The sequence below is a fragment of the Streptomyces sp. NPDC059740 genome, from assembly GCF_042733155.1.
In the GTDB taxonomy this organism is placed as follows: domain Bacteria; phylum Actinomycetota; class Actinomycetes; order Streptomycetales; family Streptomycetaceae; genus Streptomyces.
Map to the genome: position 1 here is coordinate 79425 of NZ_JBHWGP010000019.1, position 15255 is coordinate 94679.

Below are 15255 nucleotides of genomic sequence, written 5' to 3' on the forward strand. Positions count from 1 at the left end.
CCTCCCGAGGGGACTGTGATCATGCCGGCTGCGCCCGTCCGCTCCTCCGCCGCGTCCCTCCCTTCTGTGGCCCACGCGCTGCGCGCGGTGGAGGCCGTCCTGACCCGCCGCGGGCACCGCACCGCCCGCCGCAACGCCTGGAACGCCGTGCTGGAGGACCGTCGCCGTGCCGTCGGCCGCCGGGAGGCGAGCGTGGTCCTGGAGGCCGTGGCCACCGGTTCCCGCAGCGACCCGTAAACTTCGCGGTATGGCGACGAAGGCACCCGCGCAGAACGCGGACACTGCGAACCAGGGGCGACTGAAGCAGATCGTCCAGACCTACAAGATGACCCGCCGGGTCGACTCCAAGGTCGGGCTTGTCCTCGCGGGTGTGGGCATCGTCGTCTTCGGCGTCCTCCTCGGGATCGGCTTCCTGATCGGCCATCCCGTCTACCTGGGCGTCCTCGGATTCGTCCTGGCCTTCCTGGCGATGGCCGTGATCTTCGGCCGCCGTGCCGAGCGCGCCGCCTTCGGGCAGATGGAGGGCCAGCCCGGCGCCGCGGCGGCCGTGCTGGACAACGTCGGCCGGGGCTGGACCGTGACCCCGGCGGTGGCGATGAACCGCAACCAGGACGTGGTGCACCGCGCCGTCGGCAAGGCCGGCATCGTCCTGGTCGGCGAGGGCAACCCCAACCGGCTGCGGGGCCTGCTGGGCGCCGAGAAGAAGCGGATGGCCCGTACGGTGCCCGACGCCCCGGTCCACGACTTCATCGTCGGCGACGAAGAGGGCCAGGTTCCGCTGAAGAAGATCCGCACCACGCTGCTGAAGCTCCCGCGGGTGCTGCCCGGCGCCCAGGTGACGGCCGTCAACGACCGCCTGCGGGCCCTCGGCGACCTGATGAGCAACATGCCGGTGCCCAAGGGCCCGATGCCGAAGAACACCCGCATGCCCCGCGGCGGCCGACGCTGACGCGGTAGCCCAGACGCCCGGGAGGGGCGGGTCCGGAGACAGGTTCTCCGGACCCGCCCCTCTCGTGGTCCCGGCGGTCGTGTTCCCGGCGGTCGTGGTCACGGCGGCTGGGGGCTTCCGTCCGCCGTCGCGCGCCGGCGCGGAAGCGGGGCGGTCCGTCTGCGGGACGCCGGAACGAGCGCGGGAGCGCGTACGCGCGCGTCCGAGCCCGGGCCCGAGCGCGGACACAGCCGGAACCCGCCCGGGGACCTCGCGAGCTCCGAGGATTGCGGGAGGAGCCGCGCAGAACTCAGGGACCACCGAACCCCTGGGCGGCCCCCGGCAGCCTCAGATCCGTACCTCGACGGTCCGGGCCAGCCGGTCGTGGAGGCCACGGCCGTCGCGGTCCCAGATGAGGGCGGGGACGACCACGACCAGCAGGACCGTCCGCAGCAGCACCCGGCCCAGTCCGGCCCGGCCGCCGCCCTCGCTGACGACCCGCAGGCCCAGCAGGCGCTTGCCCGGGGTGAAGCCGACCGTGCCGACGGTGGCGAGGCTCAGCACCCCGAAGACCAGCAGCGCCCAGTTGCTCACGTCCTGCGTCCCGCCGCCGCTCAGCAGCCCGTAGGCCACGAGCAGGCACAGCGCCCAGTCGACCAGGATCGCCACCAGGCGCCGTCCCGGGCGGGCGACGGAACCGGCGCCCTCCTCCGGCAGTCCCAGCCGCTCACCGCGGTAACCGAACTCGATGCCCATGTCCTCGGCGGCCGAGCGCGGGCCGGAGATCCACGATCCCATTGCTTGCCTGTTGTCCACCCGACAACGGTACTGCGACCGCATACGTTCCCCCTCCTACGGGCCTCCCCCGACGTCGCCACCGGCCCGTAGGGCAGCGCGTCGGACCAGGTCAAGAGGGCGCCCACCCGGTTAACCTCGGCGAAACAATCGGGTCATGCTCGGGAAATCCCCCCTGCCTAGGGTCGGGACCGCGCGCCACCGCACATGGACGCGCTCCGAGTGGCAACCCCGTGTCCGCCGACCGGTGGCCGGGCTAGGAGGAGTTGGATGTTCCAGAACGCCGACGAGGTCAACAAGTTCATCGCGGATGAGGACGTCAAGTTCGTCGACGTCCGGTTCTGCGACCTGCCCGGTGTGATGCAGCACTTCACGGTACCGGCGAAGGCGTTCGACCCGGCCGAGGAGCTCGCCTTCGACGGTTCGTCGATCCGTGGTTTCCAGGCCATCCACGAGTCCGACATGGCCCTGCGCGCCGACCTGAACACGGCCCGCGTCGACCCGTTCCGCCGCGACAAGACGCTGAACCTGAACTTCTTCATCCACGACCCGATCACCGGCGAGCAGTACAGCCGTGACCCGCGCAACGTGGCGAAGAAGGCGGAGGCCTACCTCGCCTCCACCGGCATCGCCGACACCGCGTTCTTCGGTCCCGAGGCCGAGTTCTACGTCTTTGACAGCGTGCGCTTCGAGACCTCCGCGAACCGCTCGGTGTACGAGATCGACTCCGAGGCCGGCGCCTGGAACACCGGCTCGGAGAAGGACAACCGCGGCTACAAGGTCCGCTACAAGGGCGGCTACTTCCCGGCCCCGCCGGTCGACCACTTCGCCGACCTGCGCGCCGAGATCTCCCTGGAGCTCGAAGCGGCTGGTCTCCAGGTCGAGCGCCAGCACCACGAGGTCGGCACCGCGGGCCAGGCGGAGATCAACTACAAGTTCAACACGCTGCTCGCCGCCGCCGACGACCTGATGCTCTTCAAGTACATCGTGAAGAACGTCGCCTGGCGCAACGGCAAGACCGCCACCTTCATGCCGAAGCCGATCTTCGGTGACAACGGCTCGGGCATGCACGTCCACCAGTCGCTGTGGACGGGCGGCCAGCCCCTCTTCTACGACGAGCAGGGCTACGCGGGCCTCTCGGACACCGCCCGCTACTACATCGGCGGCATCCTCAAGCACGCCCCCTCGCTGCTGGCCTTCACCAACCCGACGGTGAACTCCTACCACCGCCTGGTCCCCGGCTTCGAGGCCCCGGTCAACCTGGTCTACTCGCAGCGCAACCGCTCCGCCGCGATGCGCATCCCGATCACGGGCTCCAACCCGAAGGCCAAGCGCGTCGAGTTCCGCGCCCCGGACCCGTCCTCCAACCCGTACCTGGCCTTCTCCGCGCTGCTGCTCGCGGGCCTGGACGGCGTCAAGAACAAGATCGAGCCGGCCGAGCCGATCGACAAGGACCTCTACGAGCTCGCCCCCGAGGAGCACGCGGGCGTCCCCCAGGTCCCGACCTCCCTCCCGGCCGTCCTCGACGCCCTGGAGCAGGACAACGAGTACCTCCAGCAGGGCGGTGTCTTCACCGCCGACCTGATCGAGACCTGGATCGACTACAAGCGCACCAACGAGATCGCCCCGATCCAGCTCCGCCCGCACCCGCACGAGTTCGAGCTGTACTTCGACCTCTAAAGGGCGAGGTCGGGTGACCTGGACGGGGTCCCGGAAAACGGACTGGTATCCGCGAACTCTTCTCCTGAGTTCCTGTGGTTCGCAGCCGTTTTCCCCCGTCTGCACCGCCCGGCCGGTTCTCTGATGTGACGACAGGTCGACCAGTGAGGGCCACCACCCGGATGCGGGTGGTGGCCCTCACTGGTCGGCGACGCCGTGGGGTGCCGGCGGCTTCAGGACGCCAACGCCACCAGAACGATCAGCACGAGCAGGATCGCAAGGGTCTCCCACCGCCACGCGCGACGCAGGTCGCTCAGCGTGAGGCCGCTGTGCGACCTCCTGGACGAGGCGGAACCGGAGGACGCTTCGTTGGTGTCGTGGGACGCGTCGTCGCTCATGGGGTCAGGTTAGCGCTCCGGCCGCCACCGGGCGCCGGGGATCAGAGCCCGGCAACGGCAGGGCAGGCGCCCGGCGGCGACGCTCCCCGCGCCCGGCTTCCGGGCGGGCGCCCCATGCGCCACTGGTCCCCCGGGAAACCCTCCGGTTACGCTTCAGGGCAGCGACCGGAGGGAGTTCCGGTCCCGCGCGCCGGGGCGGCGGTCGGCCTCCTCCGGTCCCGCCCCTGGAGATTCCCATGCAAGAACCACTGTCCCGCCTCCTGGAGGACCACCCCGTCGTCGCCAGCGTGAAGGACGACGAGGACCTGCGGGCCGTGCTGCGCTCCGACTGCTCCGTCGTCTTCCTGCTCTACGGGACGCTGCTGAACCTGCCCGACCTGGTGCGCACGCTCAAGGACCACGGCAAGACGGTGTTCGTCAACGTCGACCTCCTGGAGGGCTTCGGCGGCAAGGAGATCGTGGTCACCTACGTCCGGGAGCGGACGGTGGCCGACGGGGTGCTCAGCTCCAAGGCGCACATGGTGCGGGCCGCCCGGGAGCAGGGGCTGTTCGCGGTGCACCGGTTCTTCCTCATCGACTCGCTCTCCTACCGCAACCTCGCACGGCAGGTGCGGCTGTCGAAGGCGGACTGCGTGGAGATCCTGCCCGGCTGCATGCCGCGGGTGATCGGCTGGGTCGTGGCGGACATCGAGGTGCCGCTCATCGCCGGCGGGCTGGTCTGCGACCGTGACGACGTCTTCGCGGCGCTCGGGGCGGGAGCGGCGGCGGTGGCCTCGTCCAACCACGCGGTGTGGGAGATGTGAACACCACAGAAATCAGGGGTTGACACCGTTACGACCGCAACTTAGTTTGAGCGAGTGGCCCGTAAGAGGGCCCTCCACAACCTCATATCGGCTCCGGTTTTCCCGGGGCAGTTACTAGAGACCAGAGAACAGTAACTCCTTCCACTGCGGGGGATTGCTGTTCTTTTTTTGTTGCCCGGACGCCGGTCGTCACGGGCCCTGTTCCACAAAGAGGTGGCACTGTGATCCCTGCGAAGAGCGCCCGCCGGCCGGGCCGGAGGGCATGAAGATGACCACGCCCTCCGCTGCTCCCGCCCCCGCCGCCCTGAGCAGGGCGCAGAAGTGGGTCAGCTTCCTGATCCTCTCCATGACCTGCGGTGTCATCTTCCAGGTGGCCTACATTCGGTTCGTCTTCCTGGGTCCCACCGCACAGGCGCTGGATCTCTCGGCGCAGGACTACGGCAACATCGTCTCGGTCTTCGGTGTCACCGCGATGGTGATGTACTTCTGCGGCGGTTGGTTCGCCGACCGTTTCCCGCCGAAGCGGCTCATCGTCATTGCACTGGTCGGTACCGGCGCCGCCGATCTCTTTCTCGGAACCGTCCCCGGATACTGGGGCGCGTTGGCCGCGCACGTCGTCATGGCGGTCATGGGAACGGGCCTTTACTGGTCCGCACTCGTGAAGGCGATCGGCATGCTGGGGAGCTCCTCGGAGCAGGGCCGGCTCTTCGGGTTCCTGGAGGGCGTGCGGGGTGTGACGTCCACGCTCGTCGGCCTCGTCGGCGCCGGGATCGTCGCGGTGTCGGTGGTGGAGTCCGCCGGCGTGCTGTGGCTGATCCGGATCTACGGCGTCCTGTGCTTCGTCTTCGCCTGCCTGGTCTGGTTCCTGGTCAAGGGCGACGAGAAGCGGCTGGCCGAGCTCGGCAGGAGCGCCGTCTCGCTGCGCCAGCTCTGGCTCGCGGCGAAGAACCGGTACACGTGGCTGATCGGCCTCACGGTCATGCTGATGTACTGCTTCTACACCACGCTGGGGTACTTCTCGCCGCTGCTGGAGTACCACTACGGCATGGCGGCGGGCCTCATCGGCGTCATCGGAGTGGTGCGGACCTACGTCTTCCAGTTCGTCGCCGGACCGGCCGGCGGTGTGGTGGTCGACAAGGTCACCCGTTCCACGCCGCGCTTCCTGCGCTGGATGTTCGTCGGCAGCGCCGTGATCGCCGCGGTCTTCCTGGTGATGCCGCGCTCCGCCACCTTCATGTGGGTGGCGCTGGCCCTGATGTTCGTGCTGTGCCTGCTGGTGTTCGCCAGCCGCGGCGTCTACTGGGCCCAGGTCGGCGAGGTGGAGGTGCCGGAGACCGAGCGGGGCGGCGTGATCGGCCTCGCCTCGGGGCTGGCCTACCTGCCCGACGCCTTCCTCCCGACGCTCTGCGCCTGGTGGATCGGCGACCCCTCGGCCCGGCCCGCGGTCCCCGAGCACGGCGGTGGCTTCACCGCGATGTTCCTCTTCCTGCTGGTCATGGCGGTGCTCGGGACCCTCCTGACGACGGTCACCGGCAGGCTCCGCGCCCGGCAGGGGACGCGGGGGACGGCCCACGCGGACACGGGCCCGGACGGGGAGGCGGACGCCGGCACGGGCACCACCAACGACGCCGCGGGCGCCACCGACCCCGCACGGAGCGCGACCGTGTAGCCCGCACGCCCCTCCCTCCCCGCCGCCCCCGCCCCGCACTTCGAACGACAGGTGTGAACCATGGACATCACCGACTTCTCCCGCGACTTCTTCTCCCTGGAGGGGAAGAACGCGATCGTCACCGGCGGCAACACCGGCCTCGGCCAGGCCTTCACGCTGGCCCTGGCCAAGGGCGGTGCCAACGTGTTCGTCCCGAGCATCGCCGAGGACGACGGCACCACCGCCCGTCTCGTGGCCGCCGAAGGCCGGCGCATGGAGTTCCTGGAGTGCGACATCACCGGCGCGGGCGTGGCCCGTCAGGTGGTGGAGGGCTGCGTGGAGGCGCTCGGTTCGGTGGACGTCCTGGTGAACTCCGCGGGCGTCTGCCGGCTGGCTCCGGTGGAGGATTTCGGCCGCGCGGAGTGGGACCCGATGGTGGACGTCAACCTCACCGCGCCCTTCGAACTGAGCCGTGAGGCGCTCCGGTTCATGATCCCGCAGCGCTCCGGGAAGATCATCAACATCGCCTCGATGTTCTCCTTCCTCGGCGGTCAGATGTCACCGGCCTACGCGGCCACCAAGCACGCGATCGCCGGCTTCACCAAGGCGTACTGCGACGAGCTGGCACAGCACAACATCCAGGTCAACGCCATCGCCCCGGGCTACTTCGCCACGAAGATCACCGAGGCCACGCGGTCCGATCCGGAGACCAACCAGCGGGTGCTGGACCACATCCCGGCGGGCCGCTGGGGCGAGGTCGCCGACCTCATGGGCACCACGGTCTTCCTGGCCAGCCGCGCCTCGGACTACGTCAACGGCCACGTGCTGCCGGTGGACGGCGGCTACCTGGTCCGCTGACCCGCAGCCGCCTCCCCGGCGGCCCCGGGCGTCCCGCCCGGGAAGCCCCCGGCACGCCCTTCCGCAACACCCCTCTCGAAACGCAAGGAATCCCCATGGCTCAGTCCCTCTCCAAGCTGCGGCGCGAGGACATCGTCGCCCGTCTGACGGAGCTGGTCGGCGCCGACCGCGTGGTCACCGACGAGCAGCAGCTCCGCGAGGCGAGCGTGGACCGCTTCAAGAAGTACACCTCGGTCCACGGCATCTACGACGGCCCGTTCCCCTCGGCGATCGTCAACGCCACCTCCACCGAGGAGGTCTCCCGGGTCCTCGCCTTCGCCGACGAGAACCGGATCAACGTGGTGGCCCGCACCGGCCGCACCGGCACCGAGGGCGGCCTGGAGACGGCGGTGGAGGACACCATCGTCCTGGACGGCTCGGGCCTGAACGAGATCATCACCGTCGACACCGAGAACATGCAGGTCACCGCCGGTTGCGGGGTGCCGCTCCAGGTGCTGGAGGACACCCTGCGGGCCCAGGGCTACACCACCGGCCACTCCCCGCAGTCCAAGCCGCTGGCCCAGCTCGGCGGCCTGGTCTCGACCCGCTCGATCGGCCAGTTCTCCACGCTGTACGGGGCGATCGAGGACATGGTCGTCGGTCTGGAGGCGGTCTTCCCCGACGGCACCGTCTCGCGCATCAAGAACGTCCCGCGGCGCTCGGCGGGCCCGGACATCCGCCACGTCGTCATCGGCAACGAGGGTGCGCTCTGCTACATCACCGAGGTCACCGTCAAGATCTTCCGGTACATGCCGGAGAACAACGAGTTCCACGGCTTCCTCGTCGACGACATGGCCACCGGCATCTCGGTGATCCGCGAGGTCGTCACCGGCGGCTTCAAGCCCTCGGTGGTCCGCGTCTACTCCCCCGAGGACGCCCGCCAGCACTTCGCCCACTTCTACCAGGGCAAGTGCGTGGTCGTCTTCGTGGCCGAGGGCCCCAAGGGCATCGTCCGCGCCACCAGCGAGGAGATCGAGCGGGTCGTCGCTCAGCACCCGCACGAGAAGGTCGACCCGGCGCTGGTCGAGGAGTGGTTCGACCACCTCAACTGGGGCCCGGACAAGATCGAGGCCGAGAAGCAGACCATGCGGGAGAAGGGCGAGCTGGGCTACACCACCGAGGTGTCGGTGGACTGGTCCCGCACCGTCGCTCTCTACGACAACGTGATGGCGCGCGTCCGCGAGGAGTTCCCGGCGGCGGAGGACCTCACGATGCTGGGCGCGCACTCCTCGCACAGCTACCAGACGGGCACCAACCTGTACTTCGTCTACGACTACCGCATCAACTGCGAGCCGCGCGAGGAGATCGAGAAGTACCACAAGCCGCTCAACGCGATCATCGTGGAGGAGGCGCTGAAGCTGGGCGGCTCGATGGTCCACCACCACGGCGTGGGCAAGTACCGGGCGCCGTGGGCCGAGCAGGAGCACGGCAGCGCCTACCACATGCTCACGAAGCTGAAGGCGGCCTTCGACCCCAACGGGATCATGAACCGGGGGACGATCTTCCCGCTGGCGGACTGACCGCCTCCGGCCGGGCGCGGACCGCTCCGCGCCCGGCCCGTCCCCGGTGTTCCACCGGCCTCCTCGTTCCTCCCCCGCCCGGACGGCGCCGTCCGGGCCCGCGCACCCCGGAGTGGGCATGACTCGCTACTTCATCGGCATCGACAACGGCTCGCAGAGCTCGAAGGTGACCGTCTTCGACGAGCACGGCCGTGTCGTGAGCGAGGGGCGGCAGGCGCTGCGCCCGTACGACACCCCGCGCCCCGGCGTCGTGGAGCACCCCGGCGACGACCTGTGGGACTCGATCGGCGAGGCCGGCCGCCGCGCGATGGCGGCCTTCCCCGGGGACACGGCCGACATCGTGGGGGTGGGGCTGTGCACGATCCGCTTCTGCCGGGCGCTGCTGCGCGCGGACGGCTCGCCGGCGCAGCCGGTGCTGAGCTGGATGGACGACCGGGTCTCCCGGCCGCACGAGGACACCGACCCCCAGGTGCGGTACGTGACGACGTCCTCCGGGTACATCACGCACCGTATGACCGGTGCCTTCCGGGACACCGCCGCCAACTACGCCGGGATGTGGCCGCTGGACGCCGACACCTGGCAGTGGTCGCAGGACGAGGCGGTACTCGCGGCGGCGGGCCTGCGCCGCGAGATGCTGTTCGACCTGGTGGCGCCCGGTGACGTCCTCGGCACGGTGACCGAGGAGGCGGCGCGGCACACCGGCATCCCGGCGGGCCTGCCGGTGGTGGCGACCGCCAACGACAAGGCGGTCGAGGCGCTGGGCTGCGGCCTGCGCATGCCCGACACCCTCCTGGTCTCGCTGGGCACCTACGTCGCCGGCATGACCACCGGGCCCCGCAACGTCCCCGGCGCGCAGGGGTTCTGGACCAACTATGCCTCGGTGCCGGGGCGTTACCTCTACGAGTCGTTCGGGGTGCGGCGCGGCATGTGGACGGTGAGCTGGGTGCGGGACCTGCTGGGCGGGGAGGCGGCGGGGGCCGGCCGCGCCCCGGGCACCTCGGTCGAGGACCACCTCAACGCCGAGGCGGCGAAGGTGCCGGCCGGGTGCGACGGTCTGATGACGATCCTGGACTGGCTCGCGCCGACCGAGGCTCCCTACCGCAAGGGGAGCATGCTCGGCTTCGACGGCCGCCAGGGCCCGTACCACGTGTACCGCTCGGTGCTGGAGGGGCTCGCCCTGACCCTGCACTCCACGGCGGGGCTGATGGCCGGGGAGCTCGGCACCGGGTTCGAACGGCTGCTGGTCTCGGGCGGCGGCTCCCGGTCCGACCTGGCGATGCAGATCTTCGCCGACGTCTTCGGTGTCCCGGCGCACCGCCCGCAGGTCACGGGCGCGGCCGGCCTGGGCGCGGCGATCTGCGCCGCGGTGGGGCTGGGCGTGCACGCCTCCTTCGACGAGGCGGTGGAGGCAATGGTGCGGCCCGGCGCGGTCTTCACCCCGGAGGCCGGCAACCACGCGCTGTACGGGCGGCTGTCGAAGGTGTACGAGCAGGTGCGGGAGCACACCGACCCGCTCTACCGGACGGCGCAGGCCGTGCTCGGCTGACGCGGGCCACCGCACCTCCTCGCGCCGGGGGCCGGTGGGTGCGTGACGGTGGCGGCGGGTCCCCGTCCGGGGTGGCCGGGGGCCCGCCGAGCCGTTCGCGCACAGGCCGGTGGACGGCTCACGCCCACTGCCCGGTGCCCCTAGAATCCGGGGAAACGGGAGGGGTTGAGCACATGGCCGACACGGGGGACATCACGGTTGTCGTCCACGACGAGGACGCCGACGCCTCGCAACTGGACGAACTGACCCGCGGATTGCACGAGGAGCTGCTGCTGCTGGACCTGCCGGAGGTCACCCGGGCGGGGGCGGCCGGGGTGCCCGGTGGCAAGAGCGGGCTGGTCACCGCCCTGACGACGCTGGTGGTCAGCGGCGGGTTCTCGGCGGCGGCACTGCGCTCGCTGACGCTGGTGGTGCGCGACTGGATCCGGCGCGGCGGGCAGCGCAGGGCCGTACTGGTCAGCGGCGAACACCGGTTGGAGCTGGACGCCGCCTCCCGGCGGACCCAGGAGGCGGCGGTGCAGGCGTGGATCGAGGCCCTGGCGCAGCAGCCGGCGGGCGGCGCCGCGGCCCCGGCCGCGACGGCCCCCGCCCTGGAAGGCATCACGGAGGAGGCGTGAGCGCGCCCCCGCGCAGCGTCCGGCTCCGGTGCCGCGGCGGGGGTGGGTGCCGCCGTGGGTGAGCGCCGCGCGCTGCTCGTCGCCACCGAGCGCTACCTCGACGAGTCGCTGCCCGCGCTGCGCTCCCCCGTCCACGACGCGCGGAAGCTGGCCACCCTGCTGGAGGACCCGGACGTCGGGCAGTTCGACTCCGTGCAGGTGCTGGTGGACGAGTCGAAGGCGGTCATCGAGGAGGCGGTCGAGCGGCTCTTCCAGGACCGCGGGGTCGACCTCGCCCTGGTCTACCTGTCCTGCCACGGCCTGAAGGACACGCGGGGGAGGCTGCACTTCGCGACGGTGCGGACCAACCGCGAGATGGTGCGGGCCAGTTCGGTGTCGGCCGAGTTCATCCGGGAGTCGATGGAGTACAGCCGGGCGCGGCAGAAGATCGCGCTGCTGGACTGCTGCTTCTCCGGGGCGTTCGGACGGTCCAAGGGCGGGGCCCTGCCGGACGACATCCCCCAGCAGTTCGTGGACCACCGCGGCAGCTACGTGATCACCGCCTCGAACGCGGTGCAGGAGGCCGTGGAGGACGAAGAGGCGGCAGGCGGGGCCGCTCAGTGGAGTTCGGTCTTCACCCGCGCACTGATCCAGGGGATGTCCACCGGCCGCGCCGACCTCGACGAGGACGGCTGGGTCACGGCGCAGGAGCTGTACCAGTACGTCTCCGACCTGGTCGCCCGCACCCACGAGCAGAAGCCCACCTTCTTCGGCAGTGACATCCAGGGCGGTGCGCGGCTGCGGCTGGCGAAGGCGGCGCCCCACGCCCACCGGCCGTTCCCCCACCTCACCGACGCCGACGGGCCGCCGCCGCGTGCCACCGTGGACCAGTTGCTGCCGGCCCTGACGGTCACCGGTGAGCGCGGGCTGGCGGCGGGCGAGTGGCGGGGCAGCGGACGGCTGGTGGCTCCGGTCGGGCGTTCGCACCGGGTCGAGGGGCGGCGGGTGGTGACCCACTGCGTGGACCTTTCGGGCGGCGCGGGGCACGTGGCGGTGGCGGGCGGCCCCCGCAGCGGCAAGACGCTGCTGCTGCAGACCCTGGTCACCTCGCTGGCGCTGACCCACACCCCGCAGGAGGTCGAGTTCCACTGCGTCGACTTCGGCGGCGGGGGGCTGCGGCGCCTGTCCCACCTGCCGCACGTGCGCGCGGTCGCCGCCCGCCACGACCCGCAGGGGGTGCGGCGGGCCGTCTCGCACGCCGTCTGGCTCAACGCGCGGCGGGAGAGCGACTTCGCCCGGCTGCCCTCGATCGACTCCATCGAGGGGTACCGCCTGGCGCGGGCCCGCGGCGAACTCGCCGACCAGCCGGTCGCGGACGTCTTCCTCCTCGTCGACGGCTGGGCGGAGTTCGCCGCCGCGTACCAGGACCTGGCGCAGACCCTGACGGCTGTCGGGCCGACCAGCCTGCGCCACGGCGTCCACCTCGTGCTGTCCACCTCGCAGTGGTCCGCGCTGCCGCCGCCGCTGCTGGAGGTGATGCTGACGCGTTTCGAGCTGGCGCTCACCTCGCCCGACCAGTCGCTGGTCCACCCCGAGCCCGCCGCCCGGCTCACCCCGGCGACCCCGGGGGTGGCGTTGACCGGCGACCGGGCGGAGCGGCGCTACGTGCACGTGGCGGTGCCGCGGGCGGACGGCGTGAGCGCGGTGGAGGACCTGGCCGAGGCCGCGGCGGCGCTGGGCCGCCGGGCGGCGGGCGGCTGGTCGCGTGCGGAGTCCTCGGAGATCTCCTCGGACGCGGTCCCGCTGCTGGAGAGCCAGCAGTTCTCCCACCTGCTGGGCATCGGGGACGCCGGGAGCTTCGACGTGGCCCAGGGCTGGGGCGCCCGGTCCTCGCACGAACGGCTGCGGGTGCCGATGGGGGTCTGCCAGGACGGCCGGCCGGCTCTCCTGGACCTGAAGGAGGCGGCGCAGGGCGGCATGGGGCCGCACGGGCTCTGCGTGGGCTCGACCGGTTCCGGCAAGTCGGAGCTGCTGCGCACCCTGGTGCTGGCGCTGGCGGTCACGCACTCCCCGGAGAGCCTCAACTTCGTCCTCGCGGACTTCAAGGGCGGCGCGACCTTCGCGGGGCTGACGCGGCTGCCGCACGTCTCGGGACTGATCACCAACCTGGCCGACGACATCGCCCTCATCGACCGCATGCGGGACGCGCTCAGCGGCGAACTCAACCGCCGCCAGGAGCTGCTGCGCTCCGCCGGCAACTACGGGCACGTCACCGACTACGAGCGGGCCCGGGCCGCCGGCGCCCCGCTGGAACCGCTGCCCTCGCTCCTGGTGGTGGTGGACGAGTTCAGCGAACTCCTGTCTGCCCGGCCCGACTTCATCGAGATGTTCGTCCAGATGGGGCGCATCGGCCGGTCGCTGGGGGTGCACATGCTGCTGGCCTCGCAGCGTCTGGAGGAAGGCAGGCTGCGGGGCCTGGACACCTACCTCTCGTACCGCATCGGCCTGCGGACCTTCTCCGAGACGGAGTCCCGGGCGGCCCTCGGGGTGCCGGACGCCTACCGGCTGCCGCACGAGCCGGGTTCGGGACTGCTGCGCCACGACGTCGACACGCTGGTCCGGTTCAAGGCGGCGTACGTCTCGGAGGTGCACCGGGTGCCGGGGCCGCGGCAGGAGGGGCCGGGCGTTCCGGCCGAGAGCGTGATGGACGTGCTGGTGCGGCGCATGGCGGGCCGGGGGACGCCGGCCCGCCGGGTGTGGCTGCCGCCGCTGGACGCCTCCCCGTCGCTGGAGGAGGTCCTGCCGGCGTTGGAGGTCTCGCCCGAGCGCGGGCTGCACGCGGGGGGCGGCAGGCTCGGGGGCGGGCTGGTGGTGCCGGTGGGGCTGGTGGACCGGCCCTTCGAGCAGCGGCGGGAGGAGCACTGGCTGGACCTCTCCGGGGCGGCCGGCCACGCCATGGTGGTGGGCGGCCCGCAGTCGGGCAAGTCCTCGGCGCTGCGCACGGTGGTGAGCAGTCTCGCCCTCACCCACACCCCTGCCGAGGTGCAGTTCCACGCGCTGGACTTCGGCGGTGGCGGCCTGGCGAGGCTGGCGGGCCTGCCGCACGTGGGGACGGTGGCCTCGCGGCTGGAGCCGGAGAAGGTGCGCCGGATCGTCGCCGAGGTGCTGGCCGTCCTCACCGACCGGGAGGAGCTCTTCCCGCGGGAGGGCGTCGACTCGGCAGCCGCCTACCGGCGGCGGCGTGGAGCGGGTGAGTTCGCCGAGGACCGGTGGGGCGACGTCTTCCTGGTGATCGACGGCTGGTCCTCCTTCCGCGAGACCCACGAGGACCTGACGGACGCCGTGCAGCAGATCGCCGTGCGCGGGCTGGGCTTCGGCGTGCATCTCCTGCTCGGGGTCAGCCGCTACTCCGAGGTCCGGCCGGCGCTGCGCGACGTGGTCCTCAACCGCGTCGAGCTGCGGCTGGGCGACCCGTCGGACTCGGAGATCGACCGGCGCCGCGCCGCGCAGGTGCCGATCGGCAGCCCGGGCCGCGGGCTTTCGCGGGACGGGCTGCACTTCGTCATGGCGCGGCCGCAGCGCGCGGCCGGCGGGGACGCGCCGGAGGGTGAGGCCGAGCGTGACCTGGTGGCCGAGGTGGCCCGGCACTGGACGGGTCCGTCGGCGCCCGAGGTCCGGCTGCTGCCGGAGGTGCTGCCGGTCGGGGAACTGCCGGAGCCGTTCCAGGGCACCGGCGCCGGGGTGCCCTTCGCCGTGGACGAGGCCACGCTCTCGCCGGTGGTGGTCGACTTCGAGCGGGACCCGCTGCTGGTCGTCTACGGCGACGCCGGGAGCGGCAAGTCCTCGCTGCTGCGGTTGCTGGCCCGGCAGGTCTCCCGCCTGCCGGCCGAGAAGGCACTGGTGGTGGTGGGCGACTACCGCCGAGCGCTGCTGGGGAGCGTTCCCGAGGAGCATCTGGCGAAGTACTGCATCACGGCCGGGCAGTTGCGGGAGTTCGCCGCGACCCTCGCGGCCTCGCTGAGCCGTCGGCTGCCCGGCCCGGACGTCACGCCGAGGCAGCTGCGGGAGCGGAGCTGGTACCAGGCGCCGGACGCGTTCGTCCTCGTCGACGACTACGACCTGGTCGCCACCGCGGGCGCCAACCCCCTGCAGCCGCTCCTGGAGTACCTGCCGTTCGCGCAGGACGTGGGGTTGCGGGTGGTCCTCGCCCGCCGGACGGGCGGGGCGGCCCGAGCCGTCTACGAGCCGTTCCTGCAGCGCGTCCTGGAGCTGGGGGCGCAGACGCTGCTGCTGTCGGGGGACCCCGGGGAGGGGCTGCTCTCGGGCCACCGTCCGCAGCGGCTGCCGCCGGGGCGGGCCCGGTTCGTGGGCCGGGACGGGACGGCGCGGCTGGTGCAGACGGCGTGGTCGCCGCCGGAGGAGTGAGGCCGCGGGCCGGAACGCCGCCGCCCCGGCCGGTGGGTGA

At 71.9% G+C, this 15255-nt stretch carries 12 protein-coding genes; 10 read left to right on the forward strand and 2 right to left on the reverse strand.

The features are described 5' to 3' along the window. Window positions 1-21: 21 nt before the first annotated feature. Both ACFV3R_RS21650 and ACFV3R_RS21655 read left to right on the forward strand, forming a co-directional pair. Complete coding sequence (locus ACFV3R_RS21650; RefSeq protein WP_385585359.1) at window positions 22-237, forward strand: hypothetical protein; 216 nt, start codon at window positions 22-24, stop codon at window positions 235-237. 10 nt (window positions 238-247) lie between these two features. After that, window positions 248-949, forward strand: coding sequence for a DUF4191 domain-containing protein (locus ACFV3R_RS21655; protein WP_385585362.1), 702 nt, complete (start codon window positions 248-250; stop codon window positions 947-949). 327 nt (window positions 950-1276) lie between these two features. On the opposite strand, the gene ACFV3R_RS21660 is transcribed toward ACFV3R_RS21655, so the two are convergent. Then, on the reverse strand, window positions 1277-1744 hold the full coding sequence (locus ACFV3R_RS21660; RefSeq protein WP_385585365.1) for an RDD family protein: 468 nt from the start codon (window positions 1742-1744) through the stop codon (window positions 1277-1279). A 249-nt stretch (window positions 1745-1993) separates the two neighbouring features. Here ACFV3R_RS21660 and glnA point away from each other — a divergent pair, with 249 nt between their 5' ends. Next, window positions 1994-3403: a type I glutamate--ammonia ligase gene (glnA, locus tag ACFV3R_RS21665; RefSeq protein ID WP_385585368.1), complete on the forward strand. Its 1410-nt coding sequence runs from the start codon at window positions 1994-1996 to the stop codon at window positions 3401-3403. Between the two features lie 212 nt (window positions 3404-3615). On the opposite strand, the gene ACFV3R_RS21670 is transcribed toward glnA, so the two are convergent. Further along, the gene (locus tag ACFV3R_RS21670; protein WP_385585371.1) at window positions 3616-3780 is read right to left on the reverse strand and encodes a hypothetical protein; all 165 of its coding nucleotides are present in this window, start codon (window positions 3778-3780) and stop codon (window positions 3616-3618) included. A 236-nt stretch (window positions 3781-4016) separates the two neighbouring features. Between ACFV3R_RS21670 and ACFV3R_RS21675 the strand changes: the two genes are divergently transcribed. The 7 genes from ACFV3R_RS21675 (at window position 4017) to eccCb (ending at window position 15215) form a co-directional block, all read left to right on the forward strand. Continuing rightward, complete coding sequence (locus ACFV3R_RS21675) at window positions 4017-4583, forward strand: glycerol-3-phosphate responsive antiterminator (RefSeq protein WP_385585376.1); 567 nt, start codon at window positions 4017-4019, stop codon at window positions 4581-4583. A 268-nt stretch (window positions 4584-4851) separates the two neighbouring features. Beyond that, complete coding sequence (locus ACFV3R_RS21680) at window positions 4852-6252, forward strand: nitrate/nitrite transporter (RefSeq protein WP_385585379.1); 1401 nt, start codon at window positions 4852-4854, stop codon at window positions 6250-6252. A gap of 60 nt (window positions 6253-6312) precedes the next feature. Further along, complete coding sequence (locus ACFV3R_RS21685; protein ID WP_385585382.1) at window positions 6313-7089, forward strand: SDR family NAD(P)-dependent oxidoreductase; 777 nt, start codon at window positions 6313-6315, stop codon at window positions 7087-7089. A 95-nt stretch (window positions 7090-7184) separates the two neighbouring features. Further along, the gene (locus tag ACFV3R_RS21690; protein WP_385585385.1) at window positions 7185-8648 is read left to right on the forward strand and encodes an FAD-binding oxidoreductase; all 1464 of its coding nucleotides are present in this window, start codon (window positions 7185-7187) and stop codon (window positions 8646-8648) included. Window positions 8649-8766: 118 nt separating this feature from the next. Next, complete coding sequence (locus tag ACFV3R_RS21695) at window positions 8767-10194, forward strand: FGGY-family carbohydrate kinase (RefSeq protein ID WP_385585388.1); 1428 nt, start codon at window positions 8767-8769, stop codon at window positions 10192-10194. Window positions 10195-10367: 173 nt separating this feature from the next. Then, window positions 10368-10811: a hypothetical protein gene (locus ACFV3R_RS21700; protein WP_385585391.1), complete on the forward strand. Its 444-nt coding sequence runs from the start codon at window positions 10368-10370 to the stop codon at window positions 10809-10811. A gap of 54 nt (window positions 10812-10865) precedes the next feature. Beyond that, the gene (gene eccCb, locus ACFV3R_RS21705; RefSeq protein ID WP_385585394.1) at window positions 10866-15215 is read left to right on the forward strand and encodes a type VII secretion protein EccCb; all 4350 of its coding nucleotides are present in this window, start codon (window positions 10866-10868) and stop codon (window positions 15213-15215) included. The last annotated feature ends 40 nt before the right edge of the window (window positions 15216-15255 follow it).

Coding starts and splice junctions, on each gene's coding strand:
- ACFV3R_RS21650 (WP_385585359.1), top strand. CDS start 22: ATGCCGGCTGCGCCCGTCCGCTCCTCCGCCGCGTCCCTCCCTTCTGTG.
- ACFV3R_RS21655 (WP_385585362.1), top strand. CDS start 248: ATGGCGACGAAGGCACCCGCGCAGAACGCGGACACTGCGAACCAGGGG.
- glnA (WP_385585368.1), top strand. CDS start 1,994: ATGTTCCAGAACGCCGACGAGGTCAACAAGTTCATCGCGGATGAGGAC.
- ACFV3R_RS21670 (WP_385585371.1), bottom strand. CDS start 3,780: ATGAGCGACGACGCGTCCCACGACACCAACGAAGCGTCCTCCGGTTCC.
- ACFV3R_RS21675 (WP_385585376.1), top strand. CDS start 4,017: ATGCAAGAACCACTGTCCCGCCTCCTGGAGGACCACCCCGTCGTCGCC.
- ACFV3R_RS21680 (WP_385585379.1), top strand. CDS start 4,852: ATGACCACGCCCTCCGCTGCTCCCGCCCCCGCCGCCCTGAGCAGGGCG.
- ACFV3R_RS21685 (WP_385585382.1), top strand. CDS start 6,313: ATGGACATCACCGACTTCTCCCGCGACTTCTTCTCCCTGGAGGGGAAG.
- ACFV3R_RS21690 (WP_385585385.1), top strand. CDS start 7,185: ATGGCTCAGTCCCTCTCCAAGCTGCGGCGCGAGGACATCGTCGCCCGT.
- ACFV3R_RS21695 (WP_385585388.1), top strand. CDS start 8,767: ATGACTCGCTACTTCATCGGCATCGACAACGGCTCGCAGAGCTCGAAG.
- ACFV3R_RS21700 (WP_385585391.1), top strand. CDS start 10,368: ATGGCCGACACGGGGGACATCACGGTTGTCGTCCACGACGAGGACGCC.